This is a genomic window from Aeromonas sp. Lyrl_2 (genome assembly GCF_051948815.1).
Lineage (GTDB): Bacteria > Pseudomonadota > Gammaproteobacteria > Enterobacterales > Aeromonadaceae > Aeromonas > Aeromonas veronii.
Genome location: NZ_JAYJLJ010000005.1, coordinates 146,189 through 160,106 on the forward strand (window position 1 = coordinate 146,189; position 13,918 = coordinate 160,106).

Below are 13,918 nucleotides of genomic sequence, written 5' to 3' on the forward strand. Positions count from 1 at the left end.
TTCCCTTGGAATTCAGGGAATAACGGTGATGATAACATGAGCAGAAAACGATCTTTTTATCATCTCTTGCTGCTTTGCCTGTTCGCATTGAGCCACCCGCTGCAGGCTCAGGAGCCTGAACTGGAGCTGTGGCACTCCCAGCAAGCCGGTTACGTGATCGACGACGTGATCGCCCGCTTCAATCAGGAGGGGAACCACAGAGTGCGGGTCACCCAGATTGAGCCGGGCAAGATCAAGGCGGATCTCCTGCTGGCAGCTCAGGCCAGGGGGCTGCCCGACCTGATGCTAATCCCCTCCGATTTTATCGGCCTCTATCGCCAGATGACCCTCGCTCCCCTCCCGGCCGAGTGGTTTTCCCCCGCGCTGATGGCCAGCGCCTTGCGTTATGTCACCCTGGATAGGCAACGCTGGGGCATGCCCATGATGCAGGGCAACCATCTGATGCTGTTTTACAACAAGGCGCTGGTCTCGACTCCGGTGACCTATTGGCAGCAACTGACTGCTATCACCCCGGCCCTCAAGGCCAAGGGGGTCTACCCCGTCAGCTGGCCCTATCACGACATGTACTACTTCGCCGCCTTTTTACACACCTTTGGCGGCTCGCCGGTGACCGAAGGGCGCATCACCCTCGACAGCCCGGCCATGGTGCAGGCGCTGGAGGCCTACCGCACCGTCGCCAGCGAACAGTGGGTCGATCCCGAGTGCGACTATGACACCGCCCTCGCCCGCTTCAATGAGGGCAAGAGCGCCTACCTCATCAATGGGGACTGGGCGTTCAATGATCTGGTGAAGAACATGGGGGATAAGCTGGGCGTCGCCCTGCTGCCCCGCTGGCAAAGCCATCCCATGCACTCCATGAGCGGCGCCTACGTGATGGGAGCTTCCCGCTGGGCGATGGACGATGAGGATCGGCAACCCGTCATCAAGGCATTGATGGCCTTTATCCAGCGTCAGGATATTCAGCAGTTCATCTATCATCAGGGGGCGCTGCTACCGGTCAATCAGCAGGCTTTTACCGCCATCAGCCGCCGTCCCATGCCTCAGGAAAAAGTGCTGCTGGAACAGTTCACCCTCAGCACCCCCATGCCCTCCGACAGCGCCATGTCCATCACCTGGCAAGCGATGGAGAAAGGGTTCGAGCGCTTTAAAGAAGGGATCAGTGCCGCCGACACCGCCCGCTATATGCAGCAGCTGGCCGATCAGCAGTACCGGCAGGTCAAAGCACCATGAAACATCGCACCTTTCGGCTCGGCCCGACCCTCATCATCATCCTGTTCACCGTCGCCTTGCTGCCGGCACTGCTGGCCAGCACTGTGCTGCTGATCCGCCAGCACCAGATCATCGCCCAGAGCGAGCAGTCACAGCTGGAGCGGGCCCTCACCAGCATGACCCGCGAGGCCCGCTTTCGCAGCGAGCTGATCGGCACCCAGATCAATCAACTCAGTCAGGATCGGGTGCTCCATCAGGCCCTCGACAACTTTCTCTTCTCCAGCCATGCCCGGCTGGCGCTGGCCACCTTTGTCAAATCCAACAGCCTGATCACCTCGGCCTACCTCATCGATGACAAGGGGTTGGTGGTGGAGTACATCAATGGTCAGGCCTCCCACCTCGAGTCGAGCAACCTGATGCCGCAGCTGATGGCCTGGGGCAAGACCCGCGAGGCAAAACAGGGCAAGCATCTGCTGCTGCCCGTCGATGATCCCGTGCTGGTCGACGACATGGAGCAAAACCGCAGCGGCGGGCTGGCGCTGGTAGCCCCCATCTATCGCAACCACCAGCGAGCAGGGGTGATGCAGACCCCTTCCGGCTTCGTGATGGCCATTCTCCCTTGGCGACAGATGGCCCAGTTGCTGGAGCCCTATCTCAAGGGGAGCGAATATCTGGTGATCTCCCAGGGCGAGAACCGTCTCTACGAAGGGGCTCACCAGAACGCCAACGCCATGGATGACAGGGAGCCAGGCAAGTTGGCGCAGCCCCTGGCCATTGGCTGGTCCCAGCTGGAGCAGGAGATCACCCCCACCATCACCCTCTACAGCTACAGCAATGACAGGGTCAGCGAGCTCAACAAATCCCAACAGCTGCTGACCGTCAGCATCGCCGTCATGTTGCTGCTGGTAGCCATCGGCTGCGTCTGGCTCACCCGCTGGCTCACCCGACCGCTGCGCTCGCTGGCCGCGCTGGTGCGCAGCTATGGCAAGGGCAATTACCAGCAACGGCAGGCGCCGCTGCGCTTTGTGGAGTACGACGAGGTGCGCCAGTTGCTGCAGGAGATGGCCAGCACCATCTCGGATCAGGTGCGGGCGCTCTATCAGCAAAATGAACAGCTGCAGCAGGCCAATAGCGAGAAAGAGGCCTTCAACCAGCGGCTGCTCGACTTCAACGACGAACTGGAGCAAGAGGTCGCCTCGCAAACGACCGCCCTGCGCTCGGCCCTGAGCCGGGAGGAGCGCAGCCGCCATATCCTGCAATCCTGGTTGCAGTTCGGTCTGCATCAGCAGCTGGATATCGATATTGCCGAGCTGGCCAGCTCCGCCCTGTTGCAGCTCTCGCAGCTCTATCCCGGCCACCGCTGGGGGCTGGTGATCCGCCGCGATGACCAGCCTCACTACTCCCTGACCCAGGGGGTCGATGCCCCCTTGCGGGATGCCCTGCAGGAGAAACTGGCTCAACTGATGGATGAGGAGGTCAAACACTCCGAATGCCAGTGGGATAACGCACTCTGGAAGATCATGACCCTGCCCGGCAGCCAAAGCGGCGTGCTGTTTGGCTATCTGATGGTGAGCGCCGAAGGGCTGGAGTCCGAAGACAGGGCCATCTTGCGGCTGTTTGCCAAGCAGTTGGCGGTGGGCATCGAGGGGCGTCTCTTCACCGACGAGCTGGCGCGGGTCGCCCGCACCGACAACCTCACCGGGCTGCCCAACCGGCAGGCGTTCGAAGAGGCCTTCCATCACTATCAGGCGGTGCTGGCGCGCCATCCCGAACGTCACCTCGCCCTCTTCATGCTCGATCTCAACGGCCTCAAGCGTATCAACGACCAGTATGGGCACGAGGCTGGCGACGCCCTGCTGATCCAGATGGCTCGCCAGCTACGCACCCTCTGCCGTCAGGACGAGAAGATTTTCCGCATCGGCGGCGACGAGTTCGTGCTGCTGGCGGAGGCGGATCACCTCGCCAGTCAGCAGCTGGCAGGCAGGTTGGAGGCAAGCCAGCAGCACGCCATCGTGCAGCATGGGGAGCACAGCTTCCCGCTGCGTTTTGCCATCGGCTGGAGCAGCAGCGACCAGACCCCGCTGGCGGAGCTGAGCCGGGTGGCTGACGACGCCATGTATGCCAATAAGGCGCGCTTCTATCAGGGGCAGCGATAAAAAGCAGAGGCCTCTGGCGTTGGCGAGCCTTTCGCCAACGCCCTGATCAGCTCGCAAAAATGGTGCGCAACGCTAGACGCGGCGTGGACCATGACTAAGATAGGGGCTCTTGATGTCTCGATTTGGAAGGGAGTAGGAAATGGAGTTAGTACTTGGCCCACTGGAAGCCCGCGTCATCGGCTGTCTGATTGAAAAAGAGATCTGCACCCCGGATCAATATCCCCTCTCCCTTAATGCACTGGTCAACGCTTGCAACCAGAAGAGCAACCGCGAGCCGGTGCTGGAGCTCTCCGAGCTCGATATCCGCGCCGTGGTGGACGAGCTGATCCGCAAGCGGCTGGTGGTCAACACTGCAGGCTTCAACGCCCGGGTGCCCCGCTATCAGCACAGATTCTGTAACACCGAATTTGGCGAGCTGAAATTCAGTGCCCAGGAGCTTGGCATCGTCTGCGAACTGCTGCTGCGCGGCCCGCAAACCCCGGGGGAGCTGCGCTCCCGTACCAACCGCCTCTGCAGCTTCGATGATGTCACCGAGGTGGATGCGGTGCTGACCCAGCTTATCGAGCGTGGCCCCTACGTGGTCAAGCTGCCACGCGAGCCGGGCAAGCGCGAATCCCGCTACGCCCACCTGTTTAGCGGCGAAGTGGATATTCAGGCGATGATGGATGCCGCTCCCGCCGCGGCCTATGCCTCCCCTGCCGCCGACCGTCTGAGCGAGCTGGAGCTGGAAGTGAGCGAGCTCAAGAGCCGTCTCGCCGCCATGGAAGCACGGCTGGCTGCGCTGGATGGTCAGGGCTGATCGCCTTTACCATCGCCAATCTCTATCAGGGAGCCGGGGCTGATGTCCCCGGCTCCCTGCGTTTTTTTATCGTGAGGAAGTGCCCGTGATCACCCTGATTAAAGAGTCTGACCACCAGAAGATGCCCTGGAAAAACCAGCAGGGCACCACCAGCCAGATCCTCATCTTCCCCAAGGGGAGCAGCCTTGCCAAACTCGACTTTGACTATCGACTGAGCTCGGCCCCCATCAAGAGCGCGGGCCCCTTCTCCCCCTTTCCTGGCTATCAGCGCATTTTGCTGCCGGTGAGCGGGGCAGGCTTTGTGCTCAACGGCCACCCCTACGCCACCTTCGAGGCGGCGCACTTTAGCGGCGATGAGGAGACCCACTGCGAGTTGCTGAAAAAAGAGGTGACCGATCTGGGGCTTATCTACCATCCGGACCGCATCAGCGCCAACGTGCGGGTGCTGAACCTCCCCTTTCCGCTGACCCTTACCCTCGAGCCAGAGAAGACCTACCTCTGTCACCTGCTGAGCGGCCAGCTGGCCGTGCAGGGCAAAGAGGTGGCTATCAACGAGACGCTGGTGGTGACCGGTGAAGAGAGCATTCACTTCGAATGCCAGAAGAAGACCGCCATCGCCTTCTTTACCCTGCAGGCCAAATAGCGCAAAAGTCGGCGGTGTGCAGTCATGCCAGGCCACACACAGACAGCAGAGATGAAAAAGCCGGGCAATCCCGGCTTTTTCTATTCAGGCGACCGGCTCGATGCCGGTAACCGCCTTAGTTGACCTTGAAGGAGCCCTTCATCATGGCGAAGTGGCCGGGGAAGGAGCAGAAGAAGGTGAGATCCTTGCCCGCCAGACCGTCGGTCTTGAAAGTGACGCTGCTACTCTCGCCGCCGCCGATCAGCTTGGTGTGAGCCAGCACACGGGGATCATCCTTGGGCAGATAGCCGTTCTCGGCCCCGGCGCTCATCCCGGCAGTTGCCACGGTCTGATAGTCGGCGGTGCTGGCCAGCACCCAGTTGTGACCCATGGCGGTCACGGGCAGCTTGCCGGTATGGTTCAGGGTGACCGTCACCTCCTTGCAGGTGGCCGGCACGCTCATCTCTTTGAGGTTGTACTGCATGGCATCATTGCCTTCGATGACCAGTGCACACTCATCCGCCAGCACGGGGGCAGCCAGGGTACTCAGAAACAGCAGGGTAATCGCCTTTTTCATCATCTTCTCCTTTGATTGGCAATGGATGGCAACGACTTGGCGGATACGGTGAACGCTTCGCAAAGATGCCGTCTAAATCGACCTTCATTTTACTCAATTGTCTTCAATCGGCTATGGCTTTTGGCCAAAGCTGCGGGCCAGGTCACCAGACGGTGCTCTACTCGCCACTATCTCCCTCACGGATGGACGATACGACCCGCTCCCGCCACAGGTTCAAAACTGTTTAATTTTTTCTGCTCTTTTCCCTCCGATTGCCCCTATCAGGGCTCGCCCGGCGGGCGCCCCTTGGCTAAGCTAGCGCCCCGATATGAACCTTCTCCAGATGAGAGCGCCGGATGAATGCAATAACCCCTGTGGCAGCCCTGCGCGGCCTGCTGCTGACCCTGCTGCTGGCGCTGGCCGGCTGCCAGCCCACCCCGCCTGCCCAGACCCGTATTCAGGGCAAGACCATGGGCACCTACTATGTGGTGACCCTGAGCGATAGCTATCCCGGTGGGGAGCCCTCCCTCAAAAGCGACGTAGAGAGCCTGCTGGCCCGGATGAACAAGGAGATCTCCACCTACGATCCGGGCTCGCTCATCTCCCGTTTCAATCAAGGGCCCGCCAACACCCCGTTTGCCATCCCGCCGGCCATGGCCATCATAGTCCAGCAGGGGATGGATGCCGGTAAGCTGACCGACGGCAAGCTGGATGTGACCGTGGGGCCTCTGGTCAATCTGTGGGGCTTTGGCCCGGACAAACGGCCGGTCAAGCGGCCCGATGAGGCGGCCATCGCCGCCGCCCGCCACAAGGTGGGGATCGACAAGCTGACCCTGACCTCGCAGGGTGATCACTTCCTGCTCGAAAAAACGATCCCGGATCTCTATCTCGACCTCTCTACTCTCGGCGAAGGGGCGGCATCGGATGAAATCGCCGCCCTGCTCGAAGGCAAGGGGGTACACAACTACCTGATCGAAGTGGCCGGTGCGGTGCGCAGTAAGGGCAACAACAGCAAGAGCTCGCCATGGAAAGTGGCCATCGTCGAACCCTCCGATCAGCCGGGGGCGTTTTCCGATATCGTCATCCCCAACGGCATGGCGCTCAGCACCGCGGGCAGCTATCGCAACTACTACGAGCTGGATGGCCAGCGTTACTCCCATATCATCGACCCCGCCACCGGCCAGCCGGTCACCCACAAGCTGGTCTCCGCCAGCGTCATCACCCCGACCGCACTGGAGGCCGATGCCCTCGATACCGCGCTGATGGTGATGGGGCCTGAAGCGGGGATGGCATTTGCCAAACAGCACCAGCTGGCGGTCTATCTCATCATCAAGACCGAACAGGGGTTCAAGGCCGAGTACACGCCGCAATTTGCTCCCTATCTGGCAGAGAAAAAACGGTGAGTTCAAGGCCCTGGCAATAGGGCCTTTTTCTTTCACTCATCGCGGGCAAAAGGCGGACAAACGGAGATGGTTCGCAATCGACAACTTGGCCAATTGCCTCTTCGGGCGCTTTGGTGGCACACTTTCTCCCATCAGCCCGCAGCGCCTCGACCCAGACAGATGCACACACCTGAACAAGAGCCAGAAAAAAAGAGCCCAGCCAAGCCACAACGCATTCTGATGGTCAATGAGCAGCGCTCGTTTCAGGTGATGATGAAGGCGATGCTGCTCAATCTGGGTATCAGCAACATTACCTACTCCAATACCGCCGAGGATGCGCGGCGCCGCTGCCAGAAGGGCAGTTTCGACATCTATCTCATCGATTACGATCTCGGGGTTGGCGAGAATGGCCGCCAGTTGCTCGAGAGCCTGCGCGACAAAGACCTGATCCCGCCCCAAAGCGTGGTGATCATGGTGAGTGGCGACAGCTCCCGCGCCATGGTACTGAGCGCACTGGAAGCCGAGCCCGACGAATACCTGATGAAGCCCTTCTCTCAGGAGCAGTTCTCGTTTCGCTTGAAGCGTGCCCTCGCCCGGCGCAACGCCCTGGCCAGCGTCTTTACCGCGCTGGCTGATGACAATCTGGCAGCCCTCATTACCGCCTGTGCCGAGCGGGCCGATGCGGTGCCCCGTTTTGCCAACTACTGCCGCTGCCTGCAGGCCGATACCCACCTCAAGCTGGGTCAGGCGCAGGAGGCGCGCTCTTTAATGCGCCAGCTGCTGGCCGGGCAGGAGAACAGCTGGGCCCGCCTGACGCTGGGCAAGGCCTGCAACACCCTGGGGCTCCACGAAGAGGCGGTCAGCCATCTGCAGGCGACCCTCAAAAATACCCCGCTGATGGTGGAGGCCCACCTCTGGCTGGCAGAATCCCTGCTGGCCCTTGGCAATGACGAGCAGGCGCAGCAGGAGCTCAGACGGGCGGTGGATATCTCCCCCCAGTCGGTGCAACTCTCCCGCCGGCTGGCGGAGGTGTGCCTGCAGCGCCACGACTACGCCCAGGCCAAGGATGTGCTGATGTCGCTGATCGACCTGTCGCGCAACTCCATTCACCGCACGCCCCATTATCTGGGGGCCTATATCCAGACCCTGACCCTCTACGCCCTCAATAGCAACGACAGCTACCACATCGCCAACCTGCAAAAGCAGGTCAATTCAGCCCTGTCGCGCATCCGCGATTCGCTGATGATGTCGGAGTTCAACTACCCGGTATTCGAGCAGATCTGTCAGGCCCGGGTGCAGATTGCGCTGGGGGAGCTGCTCAAGGGCAAGAAGATGCTCTATCGCGCCAACCAGAACTGGCTCGATGAGCCTGCCACCATGCCCCCCGCCCTGCTTGGCGAAACCATCCTAGCCCTCTATCAGCTCGGCGAGTTCGAATATGCCGAAAGCCTGCAAGGGCTGCTGGCGGAGGACGAAGATCGGCTGCTCACCACCTGCATTCAGGCAACCCGGGATGACAAGACGGTGCTGGAGCGGCGTCAGCGCTACCAGCAGCTCAACGATCTGGGGATCAAGGCCTATCAGAGCGGCGAGCTGGAGCAGGCCCTAGGCCATTTCCGCGAGGCCCTGCGCCGCGCCCCCGCCAATACCGGTGCGGCTCTCAACAAGATCCAGGTGCTGCTGCAACTGATGCAGAAAAACCGCAAGAGTCCGGAATTTGGTGCCGAGTGCAAGGACACCCTGGACGTGCTCGACGGTATCCCCCTCAACCCGGCCCAGCAGGAGCGTTTTCGCAAGCTGCGTCAGGAGTTCAACCAGTTCAGCTAAGACGCCGCCGCGCCCCCCTTTCCCCGCCTATGCTGAAACCAGTTCGGCAATGCGAGGGAAACGAAGATGGCGATGTGTCGTTATCTGGTGGCCGATGGCCGCCACTGCAGTGAAGAGGCTGGCGAGCACGATCTCTGCCACTGGCATGATCCCCACCATACCCATCAGGAAGCCCGCAGCGCCGAGGCGCTTGAACAGTACGTTCGCGCTGGCGGACTCTGCCACGGCCTGCAGCTGTCACGGGCCAATCTGGCGGGCCTCAATCTGGTCAACAAGGAGTCCGATCAGGGATTTTTGCTGGAGCAGTGCAACCTCTATCGCGCCAACCTGCGCGGTGGTCACCTCTACGGCCTGCGCATGAAGGGCGGCAGCCTGATGAAAGCCGATCTCAGTGATGCCAACCTCCAGTGCGCTACCCTCGATGACGTCAACCTGCTCGGCATCCGCTGGCACAACACCCGGCTCGACAACATGCAGACCGGCAAACGGGTGATGCAGGATCGCAAGGGGCGCCGCGAACGGGATCCCAAACAGGCGCGAATCTGGTTCAAGGAGGCGGAAGAGACCTACCGGGATCTGCGCAAAGCCTCCGAGGCGCAGGGGATCTTCACCATGTCCGGCAACTATATCCAGCAGGAGCTCACCATGCGCCGCCTGCAACTGCCGTTCTGGTCGACCCAGCGTTTTACCTCCTGGGTGGTCGATCTCTTCTGCGGCTATGGCGAGGCCCCGATGCGGGTGGTGCTCTTCTCGTTGCTGCTCATCTTTATCTGCAGCATTTTTTACTTCTTCTGCGGACTGCATTTTCAGGGCGAGCACCTCATCTACCAGCCCGGTGCCCCTCTCGAGCAAAATGCCATCTTCCTGCTCGAATGCCTCTACTACAGCGTGGTCACCTTCACCACATTGGGGTACGGCGACTTCACTCCGGTCGGTCTCTCCAGGATCTTCGCCGCCTTCGAGGCCTTCACCGGCAGCTTTACGCTGGCGCTGTTTGTGGTGGTATTCGTCAAAAAGATGACCCGCTGACACCTCTGCCCACCCCGCGGTGCCTGCCACTGACGCAGGCCCGCGCCAAACTTGCATCCACCGCCGATTCCTAGTCCAATAGCCACTTATAAAAATGACATGAGCATCCCGGACATGAAGATCATCTCTTTCAATATCAACGGCCTGCGCGCCCGTCTGCACCAGCTGCAAGCCATCATCGACAAGCACCAACCCGATGTAATCGGCCTGCAAGAGATCAAGGTGCACGATGAAGCCTTCCCGCTGGCCGATGTGGAGGCCATGGGCTATCACGTGGAGTTTCACGGCCAGAAGGCCCACTACGGGGTGGCCATCATGAGCAAGCAGAAGCCGGTCAAGGTGGAGAAAGGCTTCCCCACCGATAATGAAGAGGCCCAGCGCCGGATGATCATGGCCACCTTCGAACGTGAAGACGGCTCTCTCATCAAGGTGATGAACGGCTACTTCCCGCAGGGTGAAAGTCAGGATCACGAGACCAAGTTCCCGGCCAAGCAGAAGTTCTACGAGGATCTGCAGCACTACCTCGAGACCAACCACACCCCGGACGAGCAGCTGGTGCTGATCGGGGATATGAATATCTCCCCCACCGATCTCGACATCGGCATCGGCGAGGCGAACCGCAAACGCTGGCTGCGGGATGGCAAGTGCTCCTTCCTGCCCATCGAGCGCGAATGGATGGAGCGGCTGAAAGGGTTTGGCCTCACCGACACCTTCCGCGCCACCAACCCCACCGAGTGCGAGCGTTTCTCCTGGTTTGACTACCGCTCCAAGGGCTTTGACGAGAACCGCGGCCTGCGCATCGACCTCATCATGGCCTCCGACGCCCTCAAGGACAAGGTGACCGAGACCGGTATCGACTACGAGCTGCGCGGCATCGAGAAACCCTCCGACCACGCCCCCATCTGGGCCTGCTTCGCCTGATGTAGCGCCGGATGCCGCAATGATATCGCCAATCTGTGAAGTGGCTCGCGGTTGCCTGCGATAAAAGGGCGTAAACAGCCTATCCAGACAAGGTGCCTCAGGGCACCTTCTTTTTGCAGCAAGGAGTGCCAGCAGTGACCCCAACTCACCTTCCTCTCTCCCCCGCCCGTTTTCTGGCCCTGCGCCTGCTGCCGGGGGAGGATCTTATCGCCGGATTGCGCACCCAAATGGCCCGACACGGCCTGCAGGCGGCCTGGATCACCGGGGCGGTCGGCAGCCTGACCCACGCCAACCTGCGCTATGCCGCCCAGCCCGATGGCACCCTGCTGGAGGGGGCCTTCGAGGTGATCGCCCTTGGCGGCACCCTGGATCCGGAGTGCGAACACCTGCATCTCTCCATCTCTGACAAACAGGGATTGATGCGCGGCGGCCACGTGCTGCCCGGTTGCCGGGTGCGCACCACCCTCGAACTGGTAGTCGGAGAGCTGGAGGCGTACCGTTTTGGCCGTGCCCCCTGCCCCCAATCCGGTTATGAAGAGCTGCTCATTACCCCCAGAACCTTGTGAGGATCACTATGTCCGTCAGTAAACTCTCCAGCTACAACCTAGCTTTTATGGTCATCTGCATCGCCATCAACATGGTGGCGGGACAGGCCGCTTCCATGCTCAAGCTGCCCATCTTCCTCGACTCCATCGGGACTGTGCTCTGCGCCATTCTGGCGGGCCCCTGGATGGCAGTCGCCACCGGTCTGCTCACCAACCTGCTGTGGGGACTGCTCACCGGCCCCATCGCCACGGCCTTTGCCCCGGTCGCCATGATGATTGGCCTCAGTGCCGGTCTGCTGGCACGGGCCGGCTGGTTCAACAATCTGCCCAAGGTGGTAGTGAGCAGCGTGGTGATCACCCTGGCGCTCACCCTGGTGGCCATTCCTATCCGCTCCTACCTGTTTGGTGGCGCCACCGGCAGCGGTGCTGATTTCGTGGTTGCCTACCTGCACGCCATGGGGAGCGATCTGCAGGAGTCGGTCGCCGTCACCGTGCTGGGTACCAACCTGCTGGATAAACTGCTGACCGTGCTGATCGCCTGGGGTCTGGTACGCCGCCTGCCGCAGCGCACCCTGCGCCACTTCCCGCAGATGGCCGCCGTGCGCTGATGCACCCGTTTACCTCCCTCGCACTCTGGCTCTGGTTTTCGGTCACGGCCAGCGTGCTGCCGCCCCCCTGGCTCTGGGGCTGGAGCCTGCTGCCGCTACTTGTTCTGGTGCTGCTGCCGGGTGCCCGCGCCCGGCTCAAGCTGGTGCTGGCGGTAATGCTGCCGCTGGGGCTGGGGCTCTATCTGGTGCACGGCCCCTGGTTGCGGATCCTGCTCGGCATGCCAGCGGTTCCAGCCAGCGAAGCGTTTCCCATTCTGCCCTTCTGGTGCCGGCTGCTCGCCTGTCTGGCCAGCGCCCAACTCTGGCTCTGGGCGGTCTCGACCGAGCGGTTTGTTCATGCGCTCTTTGCCAGCCGGCTGCCCATCGCCCTCTCCTACCTCTGCTGCGGCCCGCTGCTGCTCAAGGAGCAGCTTGGCCACCAGCTGCGCGCTATCAGGGAGGCCCAGCTAGCCCGCGGCGTGCCCTTTGACGGCAATCCGCTGTCCCGGCTCAAGGCCACGCTCCCGCTGCTCTCGCCGCTGGTCGGACAGGCATTGAGCGAGCTGGCCACCCGCAGCATGGCGCTGGATCTGCGCGGCTTTCGCAGCCAGCCAACTCGCACCCGCATGACGGAGATCCCGCAGCAACGTTATGAGCCGCTACTGCGCTATCTGCTGCTGTTGCTGGTAGTGCTGGAGATTGTCTGGAGGTGGTGGCCATGATCTCGCTGCAAGGGTTGGCCATCGGCCATACGGCCCACCCTGACCACTTTCAACTGGGCCCACTCGATATCGAGCTGAAAGAGGGCGAATGGCTGGCCATCCTGGGTGGCAATGGAGCAGGCAAATCCCTGCTGGCCCAGCTGCTGGCGGGAGGCTGGTCCCAGCTGCACCTCGACACGCTGACGGGAGAGGGCGTCATTCTCGGGCAGCCCCATGATAGCGGCCAGCTCAATCACCATGCGGCTGTGCGTCAGTGGGTACAGCAATCTCCCTACCTGCAATTATCCGGCTGCTGCTTTTCGGTCGCCGATGAGGTGGCCTTTGGCCCGGCCAATCTCGGGTTGCAGCCCGATGAGGTCAGCCGGCGGGTATCCGATGCCATGGTGCTCTGTCACTGCGAGGCGCTGACAGCCCGCCATCCCCTCGACCTGTCGGGAGGAGAGGCACAGCGCGTGGTGCTGGCCTGTGCCCTGGCGATGGATCCCAAGCTGTTGATCCTCGATCAGGCCTTTAGCCGTCTGACCCCGGCGGCAACCCAAACCATGCTGCGCCAGATCCGCCGCTACAGCGAGGAAAGCGGCTGCAGCGTCATCTTGCTGGAACAGCGGCTTTTTCCGGCCGCTCACTTCTGCGAGCGATTCCTGCTGCTCGACCATGGCCGCCAACTGGCCTGCGGTGAGCTGGGCGAGGTGCTGCCCCATTTGCCCGGACGGGTGATCCTGCCGGACTCCCTGCGCGAGACGCTACAGGTGCGCGACCCGCGCCATCACCCCTACCCCTTGGCCATGTTGCGGGAGTTTTATGCTGAGCTTTGACCACCTCTGCTTCTCATGGGCACCGGACAATCCCTGCCTGCACGACATCACATTGCAGATTGCCAGTGGGGAGCAGGTCGCCATCGTCGGGGATAACGGCGCAGGCAAGTCAACCCTGCTGCGACTGGCGGCGGGTCTGCTGGCCCCCACCTCGGGCACGGTTAGCTGGCAACAGCAGGCGCTCTGCAAGCTGCGGGCACTGGCCCGTGCCAGTCAAATCGGCTTTCTGTTTCAGGAGTCTGAGCGTCAGCTGTTTCACAGTCGGGTCGAGGATGAAATCGCCTTTGGCCTGCGCCTGCAGAAACTGCCGCGCGAGGAGATCCGGCTGCGGGTCGCCACAGCTCTGGAAGAGTGCGAGCTGACAAAGTGGGCGGCCTCCCATCCACTCGATCTCGATACCGGTCAGCGGCGTATGGTGGCGGTGGCCTGCCTCCATGCCATGCAGCCCGCCTTGCTGCTGCTCGACGAACCGAGCCGGGATTTCGATCCCCGCTGGCTGGCCATTCTGGAACGCTGGCTGGCCAGCGAGCGAGCGAAGGGCACCACCATAGTGGCCATCAGTCACGACGCCGAATTTGTCAGACGCAACTTCACTACCCTGATCGAGCTGAAAGCAGGGCGTCTGGTTGGCCACGGCCACACCTGCGAGCGACTTTCTGCCCTCAATGGCTATCACCAAGACGAGAAGAGCAGTGCCTTGCTGTTGGCTGCCATGGCCCGGGCTGAACATTCCCGATGAGTCCCGCCC

The 13,918-nt window shown here is 61.7% G+C and carries 14 protein-coding genes; 13 read left to right on the forward strand and 1 reads right to left on the reverse strand.

Annotated elements, in window-relative coordinates; genetic code table 11:
• The first annotated feature begins 36 nt into the window (after window positions 1–36).
• The 4 genes from VF684_RS06210 (at window position 37) to VF684_RS06225 (ending at window position 4,807) form a co-directional block, all read left to right on the forward strand.
• Window positions 37–1,230, forward strand: a complete 1,194-nt coding sequence (locus tag VF684_RS06210; RefSeq protein WP_139439893.1) for a sugar ABC transporter substrate-binding protein — start codon at window positions 37–39, stop codon at window positions 1,228–1,230.
• Window positions 1,227–3,365 (forward strand): diguanylate cyclase domain-containing protein, encoded by a 2,139-nt coding sequence (locus VF684_RS06215; RefSeq protein ID WP_139439894.1) that lies wholly within the window; start codon window positions 1,227–1,229, stop codon window positions 3,363–3,365. Before VF684_RS06210 ends, VF684_RS06215 begins: the two co-directional genes overlap by 4 nt.
• 139 nt (window positions 3,366–3,504) lie before the next feature.
• Entirely contained in the window at window positions 3,505–4,164 is a 660-nt protein-coding gene (locus VF684_RS06220; protein ID WP_005337766.1) for a YceH family protein, read from the forward strand.
• A gap of 85 nt (window positions 4,165–4,249) precedes the next feature.
• Entirely contained in the window at window positions 4,250–4,807 is a 558-nt protein-coding gene (locus tag VF684_RS06225; protein WP_139439895.1) for a HutD family protein, read from the forward strand.
• A gap of 115 nt (window positions 4,808–4,922) precedes the next feature.
• Here the strand turns inward: VF684_RS06225 and azu are convergent, their stop codons facing one another.
• Window positions 4,923–5,363 carry an azurin gene (gene azu / locus VF684_RS06230; protein ID WP_005337768.1) on the reverse strand — a complete coding sequence of 147 codons (441 nt, stop codon included), beginning with the start codon at window positions 5,361–5,363 and terminating at the stop codon, window positions 4,923–4,925.
• A gap of 335 nt (window positions 5,364–5,698) precedes the next feature.
• Between azu and VF684_RS06235 the strand changes: the two genes are divergently transcribed.
• The 9 genes from VF684_RS06235 (at window position 5,699) to VF684_RS06275 (ending at window position 13,909) form a co-directional block, all read left to right on the forward strand.
• Entirely contained in the window at window positions 5,699–6,745 is a 1,047-nt protein-coding gene (locus VF684_RS06235) for an FAD:protein FMN transferase (RefSeq protein ID WP_201912274.1), read from the forward strand.
• A 159-nt stretch (window positions 6,746–6,904) separates the two neighbouring features.
• Window positions 6,905–8,551: a tetratricopeptide repeat-containing response regulator gene (locus VF684_RS06240; protein ID WP_164536450.1), complete on the forward strand. Its 1,647-nt coding sequence runs from the start codon at window positions 6,905–6,907 to the stop codon at window positions 8,549–8,551.
• Between the two features lie 66 nt (window positions 8,552–8,617).
• A complete protein-coding gene (locus tag VF684_RS06245; RefSeq protein WP_069555464.1) occupies window positions 8,618–9,580 on the forward strand; it encodes an ion channel in 963 nt (320 codons plus the stop codon).
• 114 nt (window positions 9,581–9,694) lie between these two features.
• Complete coding sequence (gene xthA / locus VF684_RS06250) at window positions 9,695–10,501, forward strand: exodeoxyribonuclease III (RefSeq protein ID WP_376898634.1); 807 nt, start codon at window positions 9,695–9,697, stop codon at window positions 10,499–10,501.
• Between the two features lie 134 nt (window positions 10,502–10,635).
• On the forward strand, window positions 10,636–11,067 hold the full coding sequence (locus VF684_RS06255) for a PPC domain-containing DNA-binding protein (protein WP_108541988.1): 432 nt from the start codon (window positions 10,636–10,638) through the stop codon (window positions 11,065–11,067).
• 8 nt (window positions 11,068–11,075) lie between these two features.
• Window positions 11,076–11,654: an ECF transporter S component gene (locus tag VF684_RS06260; RefSeq protein ID WP_139439898.1), complete on the forward strand. Its 579-nt coding sequence runs from the start codon at window positions 11,076–11,078 to the stop codon at window positions 11,652–11,654.
• Window positions 11,654–12,355, forward strand: coding sequence for an energy-coupling factor transporter transmembrane component T (locus VF684_RS06265; RefSeq protein ID WP_107682297.1), 702 nt, complete (start codon window positions 11,654–11,656; stop codon window positions 12,353–12,355). Before VF684_RS06260 ends, VF684_RS06265 begins: the two co-directional genes overlap by 1 nt.
• Window positions 12,352–13,170 carry an energy-coupling factor ABC transporter ATP-binding protein gene (locus VF684_RS06270; RefSeq protein WP_139439900.1) on the forward strand — a complete coding sequence of 273 codons (819 nt, stop codon included), beginning with the start codon at window positions 12,352–12,354 and terminating at the stop codon, window positions 13,168–13,170. Before VF684_RS06265 ends, VF684_RS06270 begins: the two co-directional genes overlap by 4 nt.
• Window positions 13,157–13,909 (forward strand): energy-coupling factor ABC transporter ATP-binding protein, encoded by a 753-nt coding sequence (locus VF684_RS06275; protein ID WP_139439901.1) that lies wholly within the window; start codon window positions 13,157–13,159, stop codon window positions 13,907–13,909. The genes VF684_RS06270 and VF684_RS06275 overlap by 14 nt, the downstream gene beginning before the upstream one ends.
• Window positions 13,910–13,918: the final 9 nt, after the last annotated feature.

What these genes read in the sequence shown, in the direction of transcription:
- VF684_RS06210 (WP_139439893.1), top strand. Translation starts at nt 37, where the DNA reads ATGAGCAGAAAACGATCTTTTTATCATCTCTTGCTGCTTTGCCTGTTC.
- VF684_RS06215 (WP_139439894.1), top strand. Translation starts at nt 1,227, where the DNA reads ATGAAACATCGCACCTTTCGGCTCGGCCCGACCCTCATCATCATCCTG.
- VF684_RS06220 (WP_005337766.1), top strand. Translation starts at nt 3,505, where the DNA reads ATGGAGTTAGTACTTGGCCCACTGGAAGCCCGCGTCATCGGCTGTCTG.
- azu (WP_005337768.1), bottom strand. Translation starts at nt 5,363, where the DNA reads ATGAAAAAGGCGATTACCCTGCTGTTTCTGAGTACCCTGGCTGCCCCC.
- VF684_RS06235 (WP_201912274.1), top strand. Translation starts at nt 5,699, where the DNA reads ATGAATGCAATAACCCCTGTGGCAGCCCTGCGCGGCCTGCTGCTGACC.
- VF684_RS06240 (WP_164536450.1), top strand. Translation starts at nt 6,905, where the DNA reads ATGCACACACCTGAACAAGAGCCAGAAAAAAAGAGCCCAGCCAAGCCA.
- VF684_RS06245 (WP_069555464.1), top strand. Translation starts at nt 8,618, where the DNA reads ATGGCGATGTGTCGTTATCTGGTGGCCGATGGCCGCCACTGCAGTGAA.
- xthA (WP_376898634.1), top strand. Translation starts at nt 9,695, where the DNA reads ATGAAGATCATCTCTTTCAATATCAACGGCCTGCGCGCCCGTCTGCAC.
- VF684_RS06260 (WP_139439898.1), top strand. Translation starts at nt 11,076, where the DNA reads ATGTCCGTCAGTAAACTCTCCAGCTACAACCTAGCTTTTATGGTCATC.
- VF684_RS06265 (WP_107682297.1), top strand. Translation starts at nt 11,654, where the DNA reads ATGCACCCGTTTACCTCCCTCGCACTCTGGCTCTGGTTTTCGGTCACG.
- VF684_RS06270 (WP_139439900.1), top strand. Translation starts at nt 12,352, where the DNA reads ATGATCTCGCTGCAAGGGTTGGCCATCGGCCATACGGCCCACCCTGAC.
- VF684_RS06275 (WP_139439901.1), top strand. Translation starts at nt 13,157, where the DNA reads ATGCTGAGCTTTGACCACCTCTGCTTCTCATGGGCACCGGACAATCCC.